Annotated in this window: 17 protein-coding genes; 16 read left to right on the forward strand and 1 reads right to left on the reverse strand. The window is 29.2% G+C overall.

The features are described from left to right. Positions 1 to 56 precede the first annotated feature (56 nt). From J2Z76_RS14625 to spoVAE, 7 genes are all read left to right on the forward strand, one after another. A complete protein-coding gene (locus J2Z76_RS14625; RefSeq protein WP_209512800.1) occupies positions 57 to 746 on the forward strand; it encodes a response regulator transcription factor in 690 nt (229 codons plus the stop codon). A 46-nt stretch (positions 747 to 792) separates the two neighbouring features. Next, positions 793 to 2346: a sensor histidine kinase gene (locus J2Z76_RS14630; protein WP_209512801.1), complete on the forward strand. Its 1554-nt coding sequence runs from the start codon at positions 793 to 795 to the stop codon at positions 2344 to 2346. Positions 2347 to 2480: 134 nt separating this feature from the next. Further along, the gene (gene spoIIAA / locus J2Z76_RS14635; RefSeq protein ID WP_209512802.1) at positions 2481 to 2786 is read left to right on the forward strand and encodes an anti-sigma F factor antagonist; all 306 of its coding nucleotides are present in this window, start codon (positions 2481 to 2483) and stop codon (positions 2784 to 2786) included. 9 nt (positions 2787 to 2795) lie between these two features. Further along, positions 2796 to 3242: an anti-sigma F factor gene (gene spoIIAB, locus J2Z76_RS14640; RefSeq protein ID WP_209512803.1), complete on the forward strand. Its 447-nt coding sequence runs from the start codon at positions 2796 to 2798 to the stop codon at positions 3240 to 3242. Positions 3243 to 3449: 207 nt separating this feature from the next. Further along, a complete protein-coding gene (gene spoVAC, locus J2Z76_RS14645; protein WP_209512804.1) occupies positions 3450 to 3890 on the forward strand; it encodes a stage V sporulation protein AC in 441 nt (146 codons plus the stop codon). Positions 3891 to 3949: 59 nt separating this feature from the next. After that, complete coding sequence (gene spoVAD, locus J2Z76_RS14650) at positions 3950 to 4942, forward strand: stage V sporulation protein AD (RefSeq protein ID WP_245210482.1); 993 nt, start codon at positions 3950 to 3952, stop codon at positions 4940 to 4942. Between the two features lie 10 nt (positions 4943 to 4952). Then, on the forward strand, positions 4953 to 5306 hold the full coding sequence (gene spoVAE, locus J2Z76_RS14655; RefSeq protein ID WP_209512805.1) for a stage V sporulation protein AE: 354 nt from the start codon (positions 4953 to 4955) through the stop codon (positions 5304 to 5306). A gap of 112 nt (positions 5307 to 5418) precedes the next feature. Here the strand turns inward: spoVAE and J2Z76_RS14660 are convergent, their stop codons facing one another. Further along, a complete protein-coding gene (locus J2Z76_RS14660; RefSeq protein WP_209512806.1) occupies positions 5419 to 8736 on the reverse strand; it encodes a transglycosylase domain-containing protein in 3318 nt (1105 codons plus the stop codon). A 114-nt stretch (positions 8737 to 8850) separates the two neighbouring features. On the opposite strand from J2Z76_RS14660, the gene yunB reads away from it, so the two are divergent. The 9 genes from yunB to J2Z76_RS14705 all read left to right on the forward strand — a co-directional run bounded on the left by yunB (position 8851) and on the right by J2Z76_RS14705 (position 17670). Continuing rightward, on the forward strand, positions 8851 to 9480 hold the full coding sequence (gene yunB, locus J2Z76_RS14665; RefSeq protein WP_209512807.1) for a sporulation protein YunB: 630 nt from the start codon (positions 8851 to 8853) through the stop codon (positions 9478 to 9480). Positions 9481 to 9645: 165 nt separating this feature from the next. Beyond that, positions 9646 to 10404: a DUF6385 domain-containing protein gene (locus J2Z76_RS14670; protein ID WP_209512808.1), complete on the forward strand. Its 759-nt coding sequence runs from the start codon at positions 9646 to 9648 to the stop codon at positions 10402 to 10404. Positions 10405 to 10483: 79 nt separating this feature from the next. Continuing rightward, complete coding sequence (locus J2Z76_RS14675; protein ID WP_209512809.1) at positions 10484 to 11419, forward strand: DUF6385 domain-containing protein; 936 nt, start codon at positions 10484 to 10486, stop codon at positions 11417 to 11419. Between the two features lie 197 nt (positions 11420 to 11616). Continuing rightward, positions 11617 to 12888, forward strand: coding sequence for a GTPase HflX (hflX, locus tag J2Z76_RS14680; RefSeq protein ID WP_209512810.1), 1272 nt, complete (start codon positions 11617 to 11619; stop codon positions 12886 to 12888). A gap of 1 nt (position 12889) precedes the next feature. Then, positions 12890 to 13534, forward strand: a complete 645-nt coding sequence (locus J2Z76_RS14685) for a YigZ family protein (RefSeq protein WP_209512811.1) — start codon at positions 12890 to 12892, stop codon at positions 13532 to 13534. Between the two features lie 79 nt (positions 13535 to 13613). Then, complete coding sequence (locus tag J2Z76_RS14690; RefSeq protein WP_209512812.1) at positions 13614 to 14360, forward strand: YebC/PmpR family DNA-binding transcriptional regulator; 747 nt, start codon at positions 13614 to 13616, stop codon at positions 14358 to 14360. A gap of 217 nt (positions 14361 to 14577) precedes the next feature. Next, positions 14578 to 15474, forward strand: a complete 897-nt coding sequence (locus J2Z76_RS14695; RefSeq protein ID WP_209512813.1) for a tyrosine-type recombinase/integrase — start codon at positions 14578 to 14580, stop codon at positions 15472 to 15474. A 181-nt stretch (positions 15475 to 15655) separates the two neighbouring features. Beyond that, the gene (locus tag J2Z76_RS14700) at positions 15656 to 16582 is read left to right on the forward strand and encodes a hypothetical protein (protein WP_209512814.1); all 927 of its coding nucleotides are present in this window, start codon (positions 15656 to 15658) and stop codon (positions 16580 to 16582) included. Positions 16583 to 17208: 626 nt separating this feature from the next. Then, complete coding sequence (locus J2Z76_RS14705) at positions 17209 to 17670, forward strand: carboxypeptidase-like regulatory domain-containing protein (RefSeq protein WP_209512815.1); 462 nt, start codon at positions 17209 to 17211, stop codon at positions 17668 to 17670. Positions 17671 to 17739: the final 69 nt, after the last annotated feature.

Below are 17739 nucleotides of genomic sequence, written 5' to 3' on the forward strand. Positions count from 1 at the left end.
ATTGATAAAATTTGTAATTAATAGTATAATATATAAAAAAACAAGGGCGGCGTTGTATGGATGATAAAAGGAAAATTTTAATAGTTGAAGATGAACATAAAATTGCACGTTTTCTTGAATTAGAATTGAAGTATGAGGGCTATGAGGTTGATATAGCAAACAATGGTAGAGATGGATTAGAAAAAGGTAAAAATGATGATATAAGTTTAATTATTCTAGATTTAATGTTGCCTGGCTTAAGTGGTATAGAAGTTTGCAGGAGAATAAGGCAAACTTCAGGGGTACCTATAATTATGCTTACAGCTAAGGATGATATATCAGATAAGGTTACAGGGCTTGATATAGGAGCCGATGATTATATGACTAAGCCATTTGCTGTTGAAGAACTTTTAGCTAGAATTAGAGTATTGTTAAAAAGAAAATATGTTCCTAAGAATAAAGAGGAATCTACAATATTAACAATAGGTAAGTTAAAATTGTACAAAAACAATTATAAAGTAGAGTATGATAATGAAAACATCGAATTAACAAAAAAAGAATTTGAATTATTAGAAATTATGATGATAAATAAAAATATTGTAATGTCAAGGGAAAAAATTCTTGATAAAGTTTGGGGTTACGATTATTTTGGTGATACAAATATAATAGATGTGTACATTAGATACTTAAGAAGTAAAATAGATCAGAAATATAATGTTGGTTTTATTGAAACGGTCAGAGGTGTAGGTTATATAATTAGAGATTAAAATGTAATGGGACAGTTTTACATTGCATTATCCAAAAGGAATTGCTATGAAAAAATTAGAGCGAAAAAGAGTAGATAAGCAGTTGAAAAAAGAGAGAAAAAAAGAGAAAATATACAAAAAAAATTTCTCGTATGAAAATTATAATAATAAGAAAACAATATCATTTTCAGGGTTTTTAAAAACAATAGTAAAATCAATTTTTCATATAATAAGTTTTCCTTTTAGGGTGATTTTAAAAATTTTAGTAAAACTTATAAAAAGATTAAAATTTTCAATAACATTTAAAATTTCGGTTTCATATTTATTGTTGTATATAACTGTAATTTTAATTGTTGCTGCAATTACGACAATGGGATATTCTGTTTATAAGTTAAATCAATATAAATCAGATGTAATGGAAAATGACATGGATAAAATAACAAGCAGTTTTCCTAATATGAGAAAAATTGAATCTATTGCTGACAATGATGAAATAAAGTCAATTAATATTTACGATAACTATTTGAATAATATATATTCTTTGAAAGGATATGAGCATAGATATTCAAAAAATATTATTGTCTTGTTAGAAAAATTAATCAACAATAAAGAATATATATTTTCATCTAAGTTTTATTATAATAATATGGAATATTATATTAATATTAATTATTTGGTGAATGATATATTATCAGAAGCCTTTAGAATATGTATTATGATAATTAGTTCTGGAGCAGCTGGATTATTTGTATTTGTACCAATAGTATCACGAACCAGCTATAAGTTAATTGGACCAATAAAAAAAATGACAGAAATAACTAAAACTATAACGGTTAATAATATTAATACAAGACTTGATGTAAAAGATACTCAGGACGAATTAAAGGAGCTTTCTGAGACGTTTAATGAGATGATGAATAGAATTGAACAAGGGTACAAAACGCAGCAACAATTCGTATCTGATGCCTCTCATGAGCTTAGAACACCTATAGCTGTTATAAAAGGATATGTAAATATGTTAGATCGCTGGGGTAAAAATGATAAAGATATATTAGAAGAATCAATTAATGCAATAAAAAATGAAACTGATAGCATGCAGGATTTAATTGAAAAACTTTTATTTATTGCTAGAAGTGATAAACAATCAATATCTTTTACAAAAGAGGATTTTAAAATATGTGAAATTCTATTCGAAATAGAAAAAGAAACATGTATGATTGATACAAAACACAATTTTGACTTTAAATTTTATGATGATGCAAGTATATATGCAGATAAAAACAGGATAAAGCAGGCAATAAGGATATTTATAGAAAATGCAATAAAGTTTACTCCGCAAAATGGTTATATAAAAGTTCTTTCATATATTGATGAAGATTATTATGTAATAAAAGTATCTGATTCTGGGATGGGTATTGAAAAAAAAGATCTAGATAAAATATTCAACAGACTTTACAGAGCAGAGCAGTCAAGAAATAAGGATGTTGGAGGTCATGGATTAGGATTATCTATAGCTAAAATTATTATATTAGGGCATAAAGGAAAAATAAAAGTAAAAAGCACAGTAGATAAAGGTTCTGAATTTATAATTTTGTTACCTTTTTTACAAAAAATATCCTAATTAATAATAAAAATATATTTCAAAATCACAGATACTATCAATATTCGACAAAAGGTTACAAAACAAGTCAAGGATAAATTGTTCATTAAATAGTATAATTTATTTACACTATAAGAGAAAGGATTGGGACGTCTGTGAATATAGAATTTATTGAATCAGGACAAGAACTAGTTATTAGACTTAAAGGTGACTTAGATCATCATGGAGCGGATCAAAATAGAAATAGAATTGATGAAAAAATAATGGATGATAATATCAGTAAAGTTATTATTGATTTTAAAAAAATTGATTTTATTGATAGTTCTGGCATAGGATTTGTAATTGGACGATATAAAAATATTAGGAAACGAAATGGGGTTATAGAAATAATAAACGCTAATAAAAAAGTTAGAAAAATACTTGATATGAGCGGAATAGGAAAAATAATAAATATTAAATAGGGGGATAAAATGCATAACAATTATGTATATATTAAAATACCAAGTCTTTCAAATAATGAATCATTTGCTAGAGCGGCAGTTGCAGCATTCTGTTCAAGTTTAAATCCAACTATAGAGGAAATTTCAGATATAAAAACTGCAGTATCAGAAGCTGTCACAAATGCAATAATTCATGGATATGAAAACATGGTTGGAGATATAGTAATACAATGTAGAATAAAAAATCATGGAGTAGAGATAATTGTCGAAGATTTCGGTTGTGGCATTGTAAATGTGGACAAGGCTAAGGAACCATTGTATACATCTAAACCAGAACTTGAAAGATCTGGGATGGGATTTGCAGTAATGGAAACTTTTATGGATGAACTTGTGGTCTTATCCGAAAAAGATATTGGAACAAAAGTAATATTAAGAAAAACAATCAGTTCAAAAAATGAAATTAATAGCAACTTTTGATAAAAAAAGCACGGTTAGTGCTTTTTTTTTTGCATGCAATAAATTTTTTTGTAAATAATACTTTTGAGGTGATTTTTATGAAAAAAAAGATATTTTTTTTAGTAATAGTATTATTGATTAGCATATCAGCTATTGTTTTTGGTAATAGCATAGATAAATCTTTAAAAAAAATACCTGAAAGCGCAGTATTATTATAATGGAGGAGAAATGAAGTATAATAAGGAAAGTTATAAAAAAGTTATAGATGAGTATACTCCAAAAAATAAAATTGTAAAAAATTGTTTTATGGCTTTTATTTTTGGAGGTGCTATTTGTACATTGGGTGAAATTATAAAAAATATTTTTGTATCAGGATTTGATGTACCTAAAGATGATGCAGGAGTAATGGCATCGGTAGTTCTAGTAGGATTAAGTGCATTGCTAACAGGTTTTGGAGTATATGACGATTTAGGTAAAATTGCTGGTGCTGGAACCATTGTTCCTATAACAGGTTTTGCTAATTCTGTAGTTTCTCCTGCATTAGAATATAAAAAGGAAGGTTTAGTTTTAGGTACTGCCGCAAATATATTTAAATTGGCTGGTCCAGTATTAGTTTATGGATATTTATCTGCCTTCATTGTAGGTTTATTAAGTTTGATTTTTAAGTAGTTGTTTTAAAAATTATAAATTCTAATTTATCATTAAGAAGAAAGGAAAGATAATTAATTTTGAAAAAAATAGGTAAACAAACATATAACATAAAAGATGATGTGGTAATTAGAGATACTTTTACAGTTGTTGGAACTAAGGAAGGAGAAGGTCCTTTAAAAAATAATTTTGATTTAATTGTTGATGATTTATGGGGAGAGGATTCATGGGAAAAAAGTGAAAGGAAATTTCAAAAGACGGCCATAGAAACTTTGTTGAATAAAAATAGACTTCAAAAAGACGATATTGACTTGTTAATTTCTGGTGATCTTTTAAATCAAATAGTATCCTCTTCTTTTGCAGCAAGAGATATTGGATTACCTTATATTGGTATATATGGCGCATGTTCAACAATGGCACTTAGCATGGGAGTTGGTTCTCTACTTATTGATGGAGGGTTTGCAAGCAATGTTATTTGTGCAACTTCAAGTCATTTCTGCAGTGCAGAAAAACAATATAGATTGCCATTAGAAATGGGTGGTCAAAGGCCCATGTCTTCTCAATGGACTGTAACAGGTTCTGGTGCAGTATGGCTTTCAAATACAGGAAAGGGTCCTAAAATTAAAAATGTAACTTTTGGTAAAATATTAGATTTAGGTGTTACGGATGCAAATAATATGGGTGCTGCTATGGCTCCAGCTGCACATGATACTTTAAAACAAAATATGTTAGACACTAAAATAGATTATGATTTAATAGTTACAGGGGATTTGGGAATAGTTGGAAAAAGCATTGTAAACAGAATGTTTCATGATGAAAACATGAGTATAGAAAAAAAATATGATGACTGTGGTACAATTATTTTTGATATTGAAAAGCAGGATGTGCATGCTGGAGGAAGTGGATGTGGTTGCTCAGCAGTTGTATTTGGTTCATTTTTATATAAAAAACTTTTAAATAAAGAAATAAAAAAACTTTTATTTACTTCAACAGGGGCGCTACATTCTCCTACAGTTTCATTGCAAGGGGATAGTATACCAGGTATAGCGCATTGTATTGGTATTGAAGGTTAAAGGAGTTAATATGAATTATGTGATGAGTTTTGTAATAGGTGGATTGTTTTGTGTAATTGGCCAAATAATAATGGATAAATTTAAGCTAAATGCAGCTTATATATTGGTTACATTTGTAGTTAGTGGAGTGTTTTTAAACTATTTTGGAATATATGATAAATTAGTAGAAATAGGGTATTCAGGAGCTACAGTACCATTGCCTGGGTTTGGAAATTCTTTAGCCAAGGGTGCAATTGAAGAAGCGTCCAAAAATGGTTTTATGGGTGCATTGAGCGGTGGAGTAATGAAAACAGCTCCTGGTGTGGCAGCAGCTCTTTTATTTGGTTATATGGTGGCGATAATATTTAATCCTAAAAAGAAGTGATAAATATGAATATAATTACTAAATAAAAAAGAAATTGTTATTTTTAAATAATAATTTCTTTTTTATTGTTCATTTTTAATTTAATGCAGTGTGACATTCCCATTGTGAAATTTTAATTTGTAATGGAATCTAAAATTGAGTCAATTACATCTGAGTCAACAGGATCATCCGTTTCAATTATATTGTCTAAATTTTCAGGATTATTTGTGTCTGCGTCATTATCTTCATTTTCTTGATTGTTATCTTCGTCATTATCATTGTTATCATTGTTATTATTGTTGTCATTGTTATTGTTATTTTCTGTATCTTTGTTATTTAACCACTGGTTATAATGCCATGGTGTGTGGTAAGTACATATTTGAGAAGGTAACTGGTATTGATAATCTAGAGGTACAATTCCGCTGGTTTGTAAATCCTCTACAGCTATTCCGTTTACAGCTTTTAATTTATTATCTTCATCAAATTCCACTTGACCTACATACAATTGTTTTATTTCATCTAAAGAAAAAGTAAGTGAGTCTTCTAGTATTTGCTGATATAATTTTTTTGCTTGATATCTAGCATCAAATCCAGCACCTTTACTATATGGGTATGCATCAATATCATAATCTCTTTTAATAAATACTCTTTCTTCTGTTAAATTACCTGGACAGTACTGTGATTTTAGCATATTTGAACTTGTGCATACAGAAGTCTTAATATGAATATCACATGTATCTGTAGGCTGAGTACCAGGAATAAAATATTCTGTTATTATTTGACTTCCACGTTGATCATGAGCGCATAAGTCAGTAGGAATTTTTCCAGATTGACTACATACCTGTACTGGAATTAAATTTTTATTTAATTCAAATTTTGCAGGAGGCAACCCTTCGTGTATAGGGGTCATAATGGCACTCCATAATCTTGCTGTATTACCACTATCACCAGTAAGCTTCATTTGAACATTATCATTACCAACCCATATTCCACCTACATAGTATGGAGAAAATCCCATGTACCAAAAATCACCATTTGCTTGAGTTGTTCCTGTTTTCCCAGCTACTTCGATTCCTAGAGCTTCAGGAAGTTTTGCTTTATATGACAAACCTGGATTAACAGTAGTTCTTAATATATCTTTCATTAATGATGCAACTTCTGGACTAACAGCAACATGTGTTTCGGGTATATTTTCTAAGATTATTTCATTTTTGTTATTTACAACCTTTGTATATGCAATAGGTTCAATATAGACACCATCATTTGCAATAGCACCATAGGCAGCAGTCATTGCTAAAGGAGAAAATCCCTTTGTTAAACCACCTAATGCCAAAGATGCTAAATTAACATCATTATAGGCTGTATTCTCTTCAGGTGAAACAAATGTGTCATTTTCAGGGTGTTCAGTATTAATCATTCCCAAAGCTTTAAGAGAATCCATAGCTGAATCAATACCTATTGTTTCAAGCATTGTAACGGCATTAGTATTAATTGATTGTTCAACTGATTTACGAAGGGTCGTTTTACCCCAATATTTAATATCTTTATATTCGTACCAGTTTTTTGGCCATCTATCTCCACCTTTGTTATACCTTGGTAGGTCATCTAAAATGTAAGCAGCTGAATATCCTAGATTTAAAGCAGGAAGATATACAGATAATGGCTTTATAGTTGAACCTGGTTGTCTTGCTGCATCAACGGCCCTGTTAAAGGTTTTGCTTCCTTCAATATCTCTGCCACCTATCATAGCTTTAATTTTACCTGTTTTGTAATCCATAATTACTGTTGAAGATTGTGGCTGAACTGTTCCGTTTTCTTGATAGAAGAAATAGCCTTCAGGTATTTTCAAGATATTGTCAGTTCCTATCACAAACATTTCTGGATTTTTTTTAACATAATTACTAAGTATCTTTATACTTCCTTTGGTACCCTTTTGTTCAATAACTTCATAGTTATCGCCAATATTTAGACCACCTATCCTATGAGAAACAAAATTTAGCTTATCATCAATTGTATAACAATCAACAAGGTCTATTGTTGTTGAGTATATATTAAGTTTTTTAGAATTAATAATTATATTTTTGTTTTCATCATAACTGTATTCATCAGGATTAAGGTAAAAATTATTATCTTCATCTAAAATATTGTTCTTATCATAATAAATAAGTTGACCATTTTCATCTAATATATTTAATGCTGAATCAAGACATCCAGAGGATGAACCTCCTGACCATTTAAAATATTTCCAGTTTTGTGAAATTGGTTTATCACCAGTTGGCTCTAACCCAAGAAACAGTTTAGCAAAATTATCATAAGATGATTCAAGAGTTTTTTGCATATTAATATCTATGGTAGTTGTAATTGATAGACCACCTTGATATACATACTTTTCAGCATCTTCATAGCTCATATCTTGTGTTATCATTAAATCTTCAATTACCTTTTCTTTTACATAATCCATAGGAGTAGAAGAAATACCTTCTATTTTTGTTTGACCAGGATTTAATGCAATATGCATATCTTCATTTATCGCAGAATCATATTCACTTTGAGATATTAAGCCAAGTTCTAACATTCTATTTAATACTACATGTTGTCTATCAATTGCATCTTGATTATAAACACATGCATATTGAACAGAACCAATAAAAACATATCCCACGATATCCTCTTCTGGCAAACCTTCAGTATCTTCTAAATCATATCTGTTAAATGGTGCATATTTAACTGTGCTTTTTGCAGCTCCTGCCAATAATGCAGCTTCCGCTAAAGTTAATTCACTTACATCTTTAGAAAAATATGCATAAGAAGCAGTTTGAACTCCATATGTACTTTGACCAAGTGGGATAGTATTTAAGTAATTTTCTAGTATTTGGTCTTTAGAGAGTTTTCTCTCTAACATAACAGCTAGATACATTTCCTTTATTTTACGTTCCCATAATTTTTCATTAGTGAAATATAAATTTTTAATTAACTGTTGAGTTATAGTGCTTGCACCTTGTGCTTTAGCATCACCCACTTTAATATTATGTAGAAGCGAACCAAAAATACGTCTTATATCTATACCGGGATGATCTATAAATCTATGATCTTCAATTGCAATAAAAGCATTTTGTAGATTTAAAGGTATATTTTTTAGTTCAACAATTTCCCTATTTTCATTAGGATCATGAATTTGTTCAATAATAGTTCCGTTCTCATCTAAAATAACAGAACTCTCCGTTAGATTTGAAAGCAAATTAGTTGTATCAATTTCAGGTGCACTTTTAATAATGCCGAATATCATTCCAGCAATGGCACCTCCACCAATTATTATAGCTACTAATATAACTAATAATACACTTCTAAATATTATTTTTCTTCTTCTTTTATTTTTTTTCTTTTTAGATTTTTCACCATTTGATTTTTTACCATTTGGATTTTCTATATTATTATTATTTTCTTTTGACATTTCAACCTCCGTAAAAATTACCATATTAGTATACCACAAAATATATTAATATTGTCAAAATTTTTAATTTCTTTCATATTATATAATAGAACAAAAAAGGAGGGAATGCAATAGTTGAAAAATTATAAGAGGAGAAACATGCATATTATTATCCTTTTTTTAGTAATTTTATTATTAATTTCATATTATTACATAGAAAAAAGCATAAGACCAACATTAGTATCCATATGTGAAGTAAAGGCTAAAGTCATTGCAACTGAAATAATTAATGCTACGGTTAGAGAGGAATTAAAAAATGATGTTTTAAAAGAACAAATATTAATACCAACTTTTGACAATGATGGCAAAATCAATATGATTAGAACTGATGCATTGGCAATGAATACAGTATCTTCCAATATAGCAAGTAAAGTTCAGAGTAAAATTGAATCACTTGCTAATCAAGAATTTTCAATTCCTTTAGGGTCTGCACTTGATAGTCAACTTCTTTCAAATACTGGACCGATGCTTAAATTTACTATATTACATCAAGGAAGTGTTATAGTTGATTTTGTGACAGAATTTGACGAATCGGGAATAAATCAAACAAGATATAAGATTTATATTACTGTTACAGTAGATATGAGAATTATAAGCCCTGTAACTACGAGCAGTGTAACTGTAAATAACAATGTATTAATAGCCGAAATTGTAATAGTTGGAGAGGTACCTGAATCATATATGAAATTTCCGTTGAAGGAGTGATAACAAAAGTACTTTCTAAACAAATAGAACAGAATATATAGAGTTAAAGAAATATTATTATAATTGATACAAAAAACAGGATAAACTTCGTTTTGTCCTGTTTTTTGTATCAAATTGTGTACAAATGTATATTATGAAGTAGCGAAAATTTGAGGATGTGAAAACATGCATGTTCTACAATTCAATCCTATTGAAGTTGAGAGCTTCATAAAGGGTTGTGATAATGTGAATAGAAATTGTATTTTGGTTGGTAAATGTAGGTGTAATTCTTATTATTTATCAAACTTAATTTTTAAACCTATATTAATAAATGATAATGAAATTATTGTAAATGCTGTATTGAAAATGCATTGTAAAAATGCTTGTAGCTCATACGATTGTATTAATATATGCATAAACAATGATGATATAAATGAAGATGTATATGGTAAGGGTGATTATGAATGGGATGTAACAAATTTAGTAACAAGTTGCAATAACCATAATTTAAATTTATTTATATATCCTAAAATGTGGATAAGCCACTGCAGTATAAAAGAATTTGAAGCTATAGATTATAAAAAAATGCCTGTATTAGAGATAATTGTAGATAATAAATTACCGAATCCTGACCACAATATAGTTAATTTTGTTACTGATTATACAGCAACTCGCAATTTAAGATATACTGAATGGATAGATTGTAGTTTGTTGAATAAATATTACTATTTCATCAAAAATTCAGGAGATAGCGATATAGTTGTTTCTATTGAAATAAGTCCTGATAAGAATTTAGTGTTCCAAGACTCGGAAGAATTAATTATAAAAGCAAAAGAAGTAAGTTATTTGCAACCTATGAGGGAAAGTCAGTTTGTAAGACTCTCATATAAAAATTTATCAAATAGCTGTAGTTTAATAAAAGTGTGGCTACAAGGGAAAAAATAGAAAAGGTATTATCACTATTGGGATAAGCACATATACTATAAAGGGGATAACCCCTAATATAAAAATGGAGTGAATCAATATGCCAGGAATGCCAATATTCCAAGATACGCCGTCCCAATTAAAGGGTCAAATATATGTTTTAAATAGTACTACAAGTGCTGTAGAACCTTTGAAAGTAGATACTACAGGAAATCTCAATGTAGCTGGTACAGTAGGATTAGCAACAGGTGCAGAAGTAGGATTAACAACAGGAACAACAGTAGGATTAGATGCAGGAACAACTGTAGGTCTAGCAGCAGGAACAGAAGAAATAGGTACTGTAGGATTAGCAACAGGAACAACTGTAGGGTTAACAGCAGGAACAGAAGAAATAGGTACCGTAGGGTTAGCAACAGGAACAACAGTAGGATTAGCAGCAGGAACAGAAGAAATAGGTACTGTAGGGTTAGCAACAGGAACAACTGTAGGTCTAGCAGCAGGAACGGAAGAAATAGGTACTGTAGGATTAGCGACAGGAACAACTGTAGGATTAGCAGCAGGAACAGAAGAAATAGGTACCGTAGGGTTAGCAGCAGGAACAGAAGAAATAGGTACTGTAGGATTAGCAACAGGAACAACGGTAGGGTTAGCAGAAGGAACAAATATAATAGGTTCGGTTAGAAATGATCTTGTATTTACTAGTGCAGACTCTTTTGGGGGAGCTACAATATTAACACCGAAATCAATAGGTGCTACAAGTACTGTAAATTCTGATACAAAAGATATATCAAAAGAAACTTCATATAACTGGTTTATAAAAAATAATGGAACTGCAGCTAATCAGAATATATCATTAAAAGTATATTTGAGTGCTAATCAAACAGATTGGGTAGAAGATACTGGAACTAGTATAACAGTCGCATTTGGTACTTCTAAAATGATCACTGTTAATAACTTCTTGCAATATACCAGATTTGTAATTACTGGTGGAGTAGCTGAAACTACAGTAGTTTCTTGTTACCAATCTCAACACTAGTATTTTAAGCGAAACGGAACTAATTAATTTTAGTTCTGTTTAGTTTGTTATGTAAACAATAATAGTATCCTAGAATTTCATAAAAACTCATGAAACATAAGACAATTGTATAATTTAAGCTGTACAGATACATAATAAATATGATAAAATACGGCAGTAGGGTTTAAAGAATACATGTATGTATTTATGGAGGAAAAATGGACGATAAAGAAAGATGTTTATTAGTAGCAGTTCAATTATCAAGTGATAAAGATGAATATGATATTGAAGAACTTGAACAACTTGTAGAAGCAGCTGATGGAGTAGCTATATCTAGCATAACTCAAAACAAACATGGAATAGATAATAGATTTTATGTAGGTAAAGGTAAAGTTGATGAAATAGCAGCATATGTCAAAGAATTAGAAATAGATACGGTCATATTTAATGATGAATTAAGTGGATCTCAAATTAGAAATATAGAAGAAGTTGTGGATGTAAAAGTAATAGATAGGACAAATCTGATTCTTGATATATTTGCAAAGAGAGCTCTTACAAAAGAAGGTCAATTACAAGTTGAATTGGCTCAGCTTAAATATAGTTTGCCAAGATTAATAGGTCTTAACAAAAGTTTGTCAAGACAAGGTGGCGGCATTGGAAGCAAAGGTCCCGGGGAGAAAAAGCTAGAAACAGACAGAAGGCGAATAAAAGAAAAAATAGATGATATACAAAGTCAATTGAACGATCTAAGCAAAGTTAGAGATACAAAGAGAAAGAAGAGAATGAAAGATGAAGTACCTATTATATCTATTGTAGGATATACTAATGCTGGTAAATCCACACTGTTAAATGCATTGATTGAGGACCAATTTAGCGATGAGGAATTTGAAAGTAAAAAAGTATTTTCCCACGATATGCTTTTTGCAACTCTTGATACCGAGTTGAGAAGAGTAAGACTTCCTGGAGGGAGAAAGGTTGTATTTTCTGATACAGTTGGGTTTATTAAAAAACTTCCTACTCAAATAGTAGAAGCATTTAAAGGAACACTAGAAGAAGTAAAATATGCTGATATAATTATACATTTAATAGATATAAATGATGAAAATTTGCAGGTTCATAAAGAAACTACTACAAAATTGATTGAAAAAATAACCAATAGAGAAATACCTGTAATAACAGTTTATAATAAAGTTGATAAAATTCTTAATGGGAATATTACTACTATTCCTTCAAATGATATAATATATATTTCTGCAACTAATAGGTATAATATTGATAAATTATTAGATTATATAGATTACAAGCTGAATGGAAGTAGAATTAAATTAAGACTTAAGATTCCTAATAGTGATTTAAAAACTTATTATGCTCTATATGAAAATCGAGAAACAGATAATGTAGAATATGATTCGGATGGTATTATATTTGATGCTATATTATATGAAAATGAGATAAATATATACAAAAAATATATAAAGGAAATTTATTGATATGAGTTTGTATAAATCAATACATAAGTATGGGCGAGATGAAATAATAATAAATAAATCAAGATTTATATGTTCAGTACTACCTATAAGCAGTGAAGAAGAAGCAATAGACTTTATTGAAAAAATCAAAAAAGAGTTTAAAGAGGCTACTCATAATGTTTATGCATATGTAATTGGGCAAAATAGCAATGTACAAAGGTTCACAGATGATGGTGAACCTTCTGGTACAGCAGGCATGCCAGTATTAAATGTTATAAATCAAGAAAATCTAAAAAATGTAGTAGTTGTAGTCACAAGGTACTTTGGAGGAGTATTGCTTGGTGCTGGAGGACTTGCAAGGGCATATTCTAAAAGTGCCAAGACAGGTTTGGAAAAAGGTTTAATTGTTGATAAAAGTTTATATCATGAAATAAGCGCTACAATTGAATACACAATGCTTGGTAAAATCGAAAATGAGCTAACTAAAAACAACTTCATAATAAAGGATAAAAAATACGGTGAAAACGTTGATATATTAGTACTAGTAAGAGATGAAGAAATAGAAAGATTAAATAATTTATTTAATGAAGTTACAAGTGGTAAAGCACAGCTAATTATTGGACAATCATCATATTATTCAATTAAAGATGAAAAAATAGTTGAATGATTTTTTCTAATATGTTAAAATATCTCGTTAATGTAGGTTTGCAAAATAAATATAAGATAAGTGTTAGGAGGATATATATATGTCAGGACATTCAAAATGGTCTAATATGAAGCATAGAAAAGGAAAGCAAGATGCTAAAAAAGGTAAAATATTTACAAAATTAGCTAGGGCTATTACAGTAGCCACAAGAGAAGGTGGAGCAGATGCCGACTATAACTCTGCATTGGCAACTGCAATAGAAAAAGCAAAAGCTGAAAATATGCCAAATGATAATATCGATAGAGCAATAAAGGCTGGATTAGGAGCTGCATCTGGTCAGAATTTTGAAACTATAACTTACGAAGGATATGGTCCATGTGGCACTGCCTTCATGGTACAATGTTTAACAGATAACAAAAACAGAACAGCAGCAGACGTTAGACATTATTTTTCAAAATATAATGGAAATCTTGGAACAACAGGTTGCGTAGGTTATCTATTTGATAGAAAAGGAATAATATCTATAGAAATGAATGACAATATAGACGAAGAAACAATTATGATGGCTGCATTAGATTTGGGAGCAGAAGATTTCGAAGTAGAAGAAGATACTTATGAAATAACAACTAGTCCAGAAGATTTTATAAGCGTACTTAAAGATTTAAAAGCCGCTGGTTATGAAAACTTAAAGGGCGATGTAATGTTCATTCCACAAACAACTGTAAAAGTTGAAGGGGAAGAAAATCTAAAAATGCTAGAGAAACTTATAGATGCATTAGAGGACAATGACGACGTACAAGAAATCTACCACAACTGGGATGAACCAGAAGAAGAGGAAGAAGAATAGTCATAAGCAAGTAACGGTAATGGTTACAGCCAACTACGGTTTTTAGGAAAATTGAGTTTTTGTGATGGATAATGACATACAATGAAAAATAATATGTATGTATAATGCCCTCAAATTATGATATTCCTAAACAATCTTAATATCTTGAATGATGATAAACACCTTAAATTTTGTTATGTATATTTGTAAAATACTAATAATTTTGGAGGTGTTTTTTATGTATTTAGAATTTGAAGATTTTTTATTTAATTGTGAGTCAAAAGGATTATCACCAAAAACAATAAAAAGTTATAGGAATAATACTTTGTTGTTCTTGAAGTATGCAGAGAAAGAATTAGGTATTAATAAGGTGAAGGATATTCAAGCATTGCATGTAAAAAAGTATTTTAAATACAAAGGTGATAATAATTGTACCAATGTTTATATTAATTCAATTCATAAGGTATTGAGAGCATTTTTTCAATATTGTCAAGATGAAAGTTATATAATAAATAATCCAATTGAAAAGTTGAAGTTTTCTAAGGCTGAAATAAAAATTATTGATATATTCAATGATAGTGAAGTTAGAAAATTATTAATGGTTTATGATTTTTCTAATTATCTTAATGCAAGAAATAAAGCAATTTTATCAATGCAATTTGATACAGGAATAAGAACAACTGAAACAATAGAAATACTTAATGATGATTTACAAGGAGATAGAATACTAATACATGGGAAAGGGAGCAAAGAAAGATATGTGCCTATGTCAATTGAATTAACAAAAGTACTAAAGAGATACGAGCGAATAAAAAAAATATACTTTAATAATAAGGATATACCAAATAATTACTTTTTAAGTAGAACTGGTAGACCTCTTACTGTTGAGGCAATAGAGAGAATATACGTTAAAGGCGGAGAATTTGCAAAAGTAAGAAAAAAAATCAGATGTAGTCCTCATACTGCCAGACATTACTATGCAGTTAAGATGCTTGAAAACAATGATATTTATACAGTTTCAAAACTTCTAGGTCATTCGAAAGTAAAGATTACTCAAATTTATCTTTCTTCATTAACTAATGAGAAGATTATTGAGCAAGGACAAGTAACAAGTCCATTAAGTGTTTTGAAATAGTAGGGCTAAAAGTATCTATCGTTTATATACGCTATAAATAGTAAAATACAGATGTATTCAACTATATAAAACAGTACAATACTGTTCAAAGCATCTAGTTTGCTTATTTGGTAAAAATTAGTAGATTTCAGAATGCGTTAGTGCTATTATAATACGAATTATTATATTGGGGGGTATAACCATGAATAAAAAACAGAGAATAATATCTTTGACTATTGGAATAGGTCTTCTTTACGGTAGGAATGATATAGTTGCTATTACATCATCTAAAGAAAAAAGAGATGGTATAGTTGACCTCAAAAGGATTGAGAGAGAGGATGAAACTTATGAAACCATAATTAAAGAAAATAAACTTCCTAATGATGTGAATATTTTACTGACAACAACAAAACTTCGTGAGGGTGTAAATATTGAAGATTACAGAATTAAGGAATGTATATCAGGTTGCCATAGTTCAGTGGATATTAGGCAATTTGCAGGAAGGGTTAGGGCAGGAATTGAAACACTTTATATTGTTGATGATAAGAAACAAAATAGAAACAATATAAATAGGTTTGAATTGGATGCTTCAAGTAAACTGATAGAAAAATTTGACGAAGTTATAGTTCAGTATACAAAATGGGGATTCGGTATAAATAAAAAACCTTATGCAATGTTTGAAGATTGTAAAAGATTTTATGAAATGATGGAAAAAAGATTTAGCTTAATTAAGTTTGACAGATACAATAATAAATTTGAAATTTACAATCAACGTATTATTGGTTGTGAAAAAGAGGAAAAAGATTTAGATAGTTTTAATACCAATACATGTTTATACTTAGGTAGTGTCTTTGGTGAGGGAATTAACATTATACTGAATGGAAAGAAGTTATATGATAATGGAATTAAAGAAAAAGGTAGACTACTTTTACAAGACTATATAGGTAAACCATTAAATTCGGAAGAAATGAATATATTACTTAAAGAACTAACTCAAATAGGATTAAGGGGTACTAAAAATCAAGTTTACAAAAGTTTTGGTGCAGTTGTTACTTATCTTGGATATAAATTAGAATCGTATGGTAACAAAAATAATGGATTGAAAATTATTAACATAAAGGTAAAATAAGTAAAAATAGTAATATATAAGGAAATTTATATTTGCGGAAATTTCACCTTAAATTGATATATAGTTTGCGATGATTTATATTTAACTTCATGATGTTCGCGTAGTGAACATCATGATAACAGGGGTGTGGGGGCGTTAGCACCCCACAATATAAGTAACAGAGAATACATTTGTACATAATTCTCTGTTATATTTATACGAATTACGAAAAACTTATTTAAAATGTTAGTTATTAAAGAGATTGAATATAATAAAAATTAGACTTGCAAAACATCAATCGTTAGGTTATCGCATAAAACCTTTATGTTTTGACTTTATAATTAGGTCAAGATAGATTTAAGACAAAGTTTATTTTATCATTATTTAATCGTTTTAATTTTGGTAGAAATTTGGATATTTTTGCTGTATAATTAATTCGTAATAGTAGTAAAGTACGAACTTTACATTAATTAAACTGTGTAATATTTATTGCTTGAAAACTCTTTTAATATGGAATACATATTGTAATATCAAAGGATATACTCTGCATTTTATATTATTAATTTAGTTACATAATGATAATATTTGAATATATTGATATGTATAACAAAAATTTTAATATATAGAAATAAGGAGGCGTTTTAAAATTGTACAATTGGAATTTTCCATACTTAAAATACAATTATGTAAACACATGTAATGCTTTACCTGAAACAGATAGTATAATTCAGCCAGGATTTTTAGATGTCATAGTATTTAATGAACATATGGTACCAATGGAAAATGCTGTAGTAACAATATTAATATTAGATAGGTTTACTGGGGAAGCTCCAATTCAATTTGGATTGACAGATGCAGAAGGTAAGTCACCCCACTTTTCAGTGCCAACAACATATGTCATAAGCAATCTGACAGGACAGAATATAAATTTTACAACCTATAATGTAAGGGTAGAATATGTAGGATATTACTCAGCACAGACAAATAATGTACGCTTTTATCCAGGAATAACAACTATATTAACTTATCCTATGAATCCTATACCAATAAAAATACCTGGGGTAAACCTTGAACAAATAGTTAATCTGCCAAAACCTAAGTTTGATTAGTACTGTATATAAAAATTCACATTTTAGTCAACTATAGCAGTTATAAAATTAATAATGTATATAACTGCT

The sequence above is a fragment of the Sedimentibacter acidaminivorans genome (assembly GCF_017873955.1).
GTDB lineage: Bacteria > Bacillota > Clostridia > Tissierellales > Sedimentibacteraceae > Sedimentibacter > Sedimentibacter acidaminivorans.

Coding starts and splice junctions, on each gene's coding strand:
- J2Z76_RS14625 (WP_209512800.1), top strand. CDS start 57: ATGGATGATAAAAGGAAAATTTTAATAGTTGAAGATGAACATAAAATT.
- J2Z76_RS14630 (WP_209512801.1), top strand. CDS start 793: ATGAAAAAATTAGAGCGAAAAAGAGTAGATAAGCAGTTGAAAAAAGAG.
- spoIIAB (WP_209512803.1), top strand. CDS start 2,796: ATGCATAACAATTATGTATATATTAAAATACCAAGTCTTTCAAATAAT.
- spoVAC (WP_209512804.1), top strand. CDS start 3,450: ATGAAGTATAATAAGGAAAGTTATAAAAAAGTTATAGATGAGTATACT.
- spoVAE (WP_209512805.1), top strand. CDS start 4,953: ATGAATTATGTGATGAGTTTTGTAATAGGTGGATTGTTTTGTGTAATT.
- J2Z76_RS14660 (WP_209512806.1), bottom strand. CDS start 8,736: ATGTCAAAAGAAAATAATAATAATATAGAAAATCCAAATGGTAAAAAA.
- J2Z76_RS14670 (WP_209512808.1), top strand. CDS start 9,646: ATGCATGTTCTACAATTCAATCCTATTGAAGTTGAGAGCTTCATAAAG.
- J2Z76_RS14675 (WP_209512809.1), top strand. CDS start 10,484: ATGCCAGGAATGCCAATATTCCAAGATACGCCGTCCCAATTAAAGGGT.
- hflX (WP_209512810.1), top strand. CDS start 11,617: ATGGACGATAAAGAAAGATGTTTATTAGTAGCAGTTCAATTATCAAGT.
- J2Z76_RS14685 (WP_209512811.1), top strand. CDS start 12,890: ATGAGTTTGTATAAATCAATACATAAGTATGGGCGAGATGAAATAATA.
- J2Z76_RS14690 (WP_209512812.1), top strand. CDS start 13,614: ATGTCAGGACATTCAAAATGGTCTAATATGAAGCATAGAAAAGGAAAG.
- J2Z76_RS14695 (WP_209512813.1), top strand. CDS start 14,578: ATGTATTTAGAATTTGAAGATTTTTTATTTAATTGTGAGTCAAAAGGA.
- J2Z76_RS14700 (WP_209512814.1), top strand. CDS start 15,656: ATGAATAAAAAACAGAGAATAATATCTTTGACTATTGGAATAGGTCTT.